This window comes from Dactylosporangium aurantiacum (genome assembly GCF_000716715.1).
In the GTDB taxonomy this organism is placed as follows: Bacteria; Actinomycetota; Actinomycetes; order Mycobacteriales; family Micromonosporaceae; genus Dactylosporangium; species Dactylosporangium aurantiacum.
On record NZ_JNYJ01000105.1, the window covers coordinates 1 to 6,086 of the forward strand.

At 70.3% G+C, this 6,086-nt stretch carries 4 protein-coding genes; 1 reads left to right on the plus strand and 3 read right to left on the minus strand.

From position 1 onward, the window contains the following. Positions 1 to 120 precede the first annotated feature (120 nt). The 3 genes from OP18_RS50255 to OP18_RS50265 all read right to left on the minus strand — a co-directional run bounded on the left by OP18_RS50255 (position 121) and on the right by OP18_RS50265 (position 3,661). The gene (locus OP18_RS50255) at positions 121 to 1,092 is read right to left on the minus strand and encodes an ABC transporter permease (RefSeq protein WP_033367853.1); all 972 of its coding nucleotides are present in this window, start codon (positions 1,090 to 1,092) and stop codon (positions 121 to 123) included. Further along, entirely contained in the window at positions 1,089 to 2,108 is a 1,020-nt protein-coding gene (locus OP18_RS50260) for an ABC transporter permease (RefSeq protein ID WP_245635814.1), read from the minus strand. Before OP18_RS50260 ends, OP18_RS50255 begins: the two co-directional genes overlap by 4 nt. A 92-nt stretch (positions 2,109 to 2,200) precedes the next feature. Then, positions 2,201 to 3,661, minus strand: coding sequence for a sugar ABC transporter ATP-binding protein (locus OP18_RS50265; RefSeq protein ID WP_245635815.1), 1,461 nt, complete (start codon positions 3,659 to 3,661; stop codon positions 2,201 to 2,203). Positions 3,662 to 4,272: 611 nt separating this feature from the next. On the opposite strand from OP18_RS50265, the gene OP18_RS50270 reads away from it, so the two are divergent. Beyond that, the gene (locus OP18_RS50270; protein ID WP_081971848.1) at positions 4,273 to 5,979 is read left to right on the plus strand and encodes a sigma-70 family RNA polymerase sigma factor; all 1,707 of its coding nucleotides are present in this window, start codon (positions 4,273 to 4,275) and stop codon (positions 5,977 to 5,979) included. The last annotated feature ends 107 nt before the right edge of the window (positions 5,980 to 6,086 follow it).

Genomic DNA, 6,086 nt, shown 5'->3' on the forward strand with positions numbered 1-6,086 from the left:
GAAGCCGTCACGGTCGGCTCATCAGTCGCACAACCGGACAGCACCAGCAACACAGCCGCAGCAGCCACGACATACGGGGTTCGTCTCACGTGTTCTCCTCAACAGGGGTGGGGGTGTGCGTCACCGCCGGCGCAGCGCTCCGACGGCCACGGCGACGAGGATGATCAGGCCTTGGACGGTGGATCTGAGGGCGCCGGAGACGCCGTAGAAGTTCAGGAGGGCGAAGAGCGTCTCGAGGGTCAGCGCGCCGAGCATGGCGCCGGCGACCGAGCCGCGGCCGCCGCCGAGGACGACACCGCCGAGGACGACGGCGGTGATGGCGCCGAACTCGAGCCCGGCGCCGGCCTGGAACGACACGCCGCTGTACCCGCCGAGCAGGATCGCCGCCACGGTGGCGAGGACGCCGCTGAGCACGAACGCGATCGTCTTGGTCCGCCACACCCGCACACCGGTGAGCTCCGCGGTGCGCGGGTTGCCGCCGACGGCCACCAGGGTGCGGCCGAAGTCGGACCGGGTGACGGCGATCGCGACGGCGGCGACGCCGAGCAGGACGAGCAGCGCGTAGGGCACCCGGCCGAGCAGCGGCACGTCCTCGAACGCGCGGCGGCCGAAGCGGCGGAACTCCTCGGACAGCCCGCCCTTGGGCGCGCCGTCGGACCACAGGTAGACGGCGCCGACGAGGATCAGGTACATGCCGAGGGTCGTGATGAACGACGGCACCCGCAGCAGCGTGGTGACGAGCCCGTTGACCAGGCCGACGGCGACGCCGAACGCGAGCACGACGAGGATCACGGGCCAGGTCCGGTCCGGGTCGCTGTCGATGAGCCGGGCCGCGACGACGACCTGCGCGGTGACCAGCGAGCCGACGGACAGGTCGAACTCGCCGGAGACGATGACGTAGTACTGCCCGGCGGCGAGCAGGATGATCGGCGCGGACCGGCCGATGAACGACAGCAGCGACGCCGGGGCGAAGAAGTCCGGCTGCCGGACCGCGACCAGGACCAGCAGCACCGCGAGGATCCCGACGATCGGGGCGATCCCACCCGGCTTCAACAGGTTGACTTTGCGCTTCTCCAGCACGGTCGCGGTCATGCTGCCGCCTTCCGGGAGTTGCGGCGGCGATGCATCCGCCGGGCGTAGACGGCCACCGCCGCGATGATGATGACGCCGCGGATGACCTGCTTGAAGAACGCGTCGACCTCGAGCTGGTTGAAGATGCTGTCGATGCTGGCCAGCAGCAGCACGCCGCCGACGGTGCCGAGGACGCCGCCGCGCCCGCCGGCCAGGGCCGTGCCACCGAGGACGACCGCGGCGATGGACTCCAGGTCGTAGAGGCCCTCGACGCCGACCCGGGGCGCGCCGGAGCCGAGCCGGCTGGCGAGGTAGATGCCGGCGAGTCCGGAGCACAGCGCGCACAGCACGTGGGCGACGATGAGGATGCGATCGTTGCGTACGCCGGAGAGCCGGGCCACGTCGGGGTCGCCGCCGACGGCGATGAGGTGGTGGCCGAAGCGGGTGTTGCGGACCGCGAACCAGGCCGCGACGGCGACGGCGAGCAGCAGCAGGAAAGCCACCGGCACGGGCCCGATCCGCTGGTAGCCGAGGCTCTGCACGAACGCGGGCGCGGTCTTGCCGGCCGGCCCGTCGTAGCCGTTGTCGAGGTAGCCCTTGAGCAGCAGCCCGACGCCGACGGTGGCGATGAAGGCGTTGATCCGCAGCTTCGTCACCAGCAGCCCGTTGAGCAGCCCGATGGCGGCGGCGACGAGCAGCACCAGGCCGAGCGCCGGCAGGATGTTGCCGTCGGACCCCGCCATGGTCTCGGCCGCGACGAGCGTGCTGATGCTGATGACGTACGCGACGGACAGGTCGAGCGACCCGGCGAGGATGACGAGCGTCTGCCCGACGGCGACGAGCCCGAGCCCGGTCGCGACGTGCAGGAGGCTGACGACGGTGGACTGGTTGAACAGCGACCCGCCGTCGATGGCGACGACGATCCAGCCGATCACCAGCGTCAGCGCGAGCGCGATGTAGACCCCGCGGGCGGGACCGGCCGCGGATGCCTTGAGCCTGATGCTTCGCGTCTTCGCCGGTGCAGGAGGCGCGGTCACGCCATCACCTCCGCTGCGCTCCGGCGCCGGCATGACCTGGACACTGTGCCCATTGCTCGCGGCTCCTCCGCTTCGCTCCGGCCCGCTCGTGGTCATGCCTTCACCTCTTCGACGGTCAGCGCGCCGGTGGCGAGCCCGACGACGTCCTCTTCACTCGCGCCGGCGGGCAGCTCCCCGGCGATGGCCCCGTCACGCATGACGACGATCCGGTCGCTCATGCCGAGCAGCTCCGGCAGCTCGGACGAGATCATCAGCACCGCGGCGCCCTCGCGGGCGAGCTTGCGGACCAGGTCGTGGATCGCGGACTTGGCGCCGACGTCGATGCCGCGGGTCGGCTCGTCGAAGAGCAGGACCTTCGGCCCGAGCGCGAGCCAGCGGGCGAGCACGACCTTCTGCTGGTTGCCGCCGGACAGGAACCGGATCTCCTGGTCCTCCCCGGCGGCGTGCACCTCGACCGCCTTGAGCAGGTCGCGGACCTTCACGGTGCGGCCGGTGCGGCCGCTCGTGGAGAAGAGCCCGGACGGGAAGACGGCGCGCCCGGCGAGCAGGGCGTTGTCCAGCACCGACTGGCCGGCGACGATGCCTTCGCCCTTGCGGTCCTCGGTGACGTACGCGATGCCGGCCCGGATCGCGGCACGAGGCGAGCGCAGCTGCACCCGCACGCCGTCGAGCTCGACGGTGCCGGCGGTGAACGGGTCGGCTCCGAAGATCGCGCGGGCGAGCGCGGAGCGGCCGGAGCCCTGCAGGCCACCGATGCCGAGGATCTCCCCGGCGCGCAACCGGACGTCGACGCCGCGCAGCTTGTGGTTCGCTCCACCGTGGACGGACAGGCGGACGGCGCCGAGGTCGCCGGGGTCGGCCCGAGGCGGGTAGTAGCTGGCCAGGTCCCGGCCGACCATGTGCTTGACGAGCTGGTCGGCGGTGGTGTCACGGGTGGCGAGCGTGGTGACCCGGCGGCCGTCCTTGAGCACCGTGATCCTGTCCGACAGGTCGAAGACCTCGGTGAGGCGGTGCGACACGTACAGCAGGCCGATGCCGCGCTCCTGGAGCCGGCGCACCAGGGCGTAGAGCAGCTCGACCTCGTGGTCGGCGAGCGCGGCGGTCGGCTCGTCCATGATGAGCAGGCGCGCGTCGAGCGCGAGCGCCTTGACGATTTCGACGACCTGCTGCTGGGCGACGCCCAGCCGGCCGACCTTCACGCCCGGGTCGAAGGACGTCTCGCCGGCGGCGGCGAGCAGCTCCGCGGTGCGGGCCAGCATGGCCTTGCGGTCCACGAGCCCGCGCCGGACCGGCTCGTGGCCGAGGAACACGTTCTCGGCGACGGTGCGCTCGGGCAGCAGGTTGAACTCCTGGTGGATGATCCCGATGCCGGCCGCCTGCGCGTCGCGCGGGCCCTTGAAGCCCACGGGCCGGCCGTCGAGCTCGATCGTGCCACCGTCGGGGGTGTACACCCCGGAGATGATTTTCATGAGGGTCGACTTGCCTGCGCCGTTCTCGCCGACGACGGCGTGCACCTCGCCCGGGCGTACGTCGATGTCCACATCGGACAGCACGCGGACACCGAGGAAGGACTTGCCGATCCCGCCGAGCCGGAGCAGAGGGGGTGTTTCAGGTGTGGGGGGTGTTTCGGGCACTGCAAACCCCTAACCGACCGTAACCATCGAAGACGGCCGTGATTGCGGTCGAGCATCGGTGGAGCACGTAGCGTGGGGGACTTTCGCCTTTGAAGTCCTGAACTTTTGCTGGTTTCGACTAAAGGTGGTGGAGAGCAGAGTAAATGTTTCGATGTTCGGCCGCAACGGCGCAACGTCACCGAAACAAAGCCGTTGCATCACCTCCGCCGATCGACCGACGCCGACAAGCCCAACGGAGGAGAGCACAGAGAGCGCTTCCCCGTCCAGCCTGCTCATGAGATGGCTTTTGACCTGCCGGTACGGGCAAGAGAACGTCCGAGACGTCGCCGAATCGCTCCCGAAAAAATTGTTATGGCCATTCACGCAATGGACCGCGCTGCGGCGGGATCTTGACACCATCGCCTTCCGTCGCCAAATTGGGTACTCGGCCAGAGCGGCGATGACACCGATGCGGACGGTGACGGGCCGGTGTCCTGCGCATCCATGACGGCGATTGTGGGACCTGACATGCACAGACAGCGAGCTGGTAGGTGCTTCACGGTGCGATCGACAGCCGCCTCGCTCCCCGCGCCGTGAACCGGGGCGGACCGGCACCCCGGCTGCGGAAGCCGTCATCTGTCCCGCCCCTGACCTTCCGGGGCGACTTCGCTCCGCTGGTCGTCGCCGCGCAGGCCGGCAGCACGAACGCGCGTGACGAGTTGATCTCGGCGTGCCTGCCGCTGCTGTACAACATCGTCGGCCGAGCCGTGGACAGGCCGGCCGACGTGGACGATGTCGTGCAGGAGACATTGTTGCTGGTGCTGCGAGACCTGCCGGGCCTGCGCAGCCCCGAGAGCTTCCGGCCGTGGCTGGCCGCTGTGGCGATGCATCAGATCGGCAGACACCGGGACCGCTGGCAGTCCGCGGCAGCGCGGACCACCGTGATCGAGGAGGCGGCCGAGGTCGCGGACAGCGCGGCCGACATCGAGCACACGACGGTGCTGCACATGCAGCTCGCCGAGCAGCGACGCCGGCTGTCCGAGGCGAACCGATGGCTGGATCCGGACGACCGGACACTGCTGTCGTTGTGGTGGCAGGAAACGGCGGAGCTCATGAGCCGCGCCGAGGTGGCCGAAGCCATGGGGGTGAACGTCGCTCACGCCGGTGTCCGGCTGCAGCGGATGCGCGAGCAGCTGGAACGATGCCGGGGCATCGTCAGCGCCCTCGCCGCCGAGCCTCGCTGCGCCGGCCTGGACGCCGTCGTGTCCGAATGGGACGGGCAGCCCTCGACCGTCTGGCGCAAACGGATCGCCCGGCACATCCGCGACTGCGCCGTCTGCACTGCGACCACGGCAGACCTGATCAGGATCGACAAGATCATCACGGCCCTCGCCGTGCTCCCCGTTCCGGCCACGCTCATCGCCGCGCTCATGGCCAAAGGTCTGCTTCCGGCGGCCGCCACGGGCGCGGCGAGCTCATTCGCGCAAGCCGCCTCCGGCGCCGCCGCGACCGGCACCGCGCACCTCTCGCTGACCGGCAAGCTCGCGGCCGCCGTAGCGGCACATCCCATCGCCTCCCTCGTCGCGGGCACGGTCATCGTGGCCGGTGTGGTCATCACGCCGATCGCGGTGTCCACGCCGCCGGCAGCACCCGCGCCCACCCGCGTCGCGGTGCCACCACCGACACCGCCGCGACCACCGGCCACCGCCGGTTCCACGACCAAAGCAGCGGCACCGGCCACCCGCGGGTCCACCGCGGCTTCGACACCGGGACCAAGCCCTTCGGGCACCATGCCGGTCATCGGGCGGACGTGGACGCTGACCGCGGAGCACAGCGGCAAGCTCATGGATGTCGAGGCGTACTCCGACACCGACCGGACCCCGGTCATTCAATGGCCCGAGACCGGCGCCGACAACCAGCGGTGGCAGGTCATCGACGCCGGCGACGGCACCGTCGTTCTCAAAGCCGTGCACTCCGGCAAGTGCCTGGACGTCGCCGCCCGCTCCACCACCGCAGGGGCGTACCTGCAGCAGTACCGGTGCAACAACGACGACAACCAGCGATTCACCATCACACCGGTGCCTCTCGCGACGCCGGCACCGACCCCGACGGCGACCGGGGACGTCTACATCATCAAGAGCGTCCTGAGTGGCCTGTGCGTCGACGTCTTCGGCAACGCGGCGACCGACGGCACGCGGCTGGTCCAGTGGACCTGCCAGGGCACCACCAACCAGCAGTGGCGGTTCACGCAGGTCTGATCGGCAGCTACTTCCAGCGTTGGGGGTAGCCGGGCAGGTCGGTGCAGCCGCACATGGCGTAGTGCAGTGGCGGCATGTTGGCGTCGACGTACTTGTCCAGGTTGTCC

What these genes read in the sequence shown, in the direction of transcription:
- OP18_RS50255 (WP_033367853.1), bottom strand. Translation starts at nt 1,092, where the DNA reads ATGACCGCGACCGTGCTGGAGAAGCGCAAAGTCAACCTGTTGAAGCCG.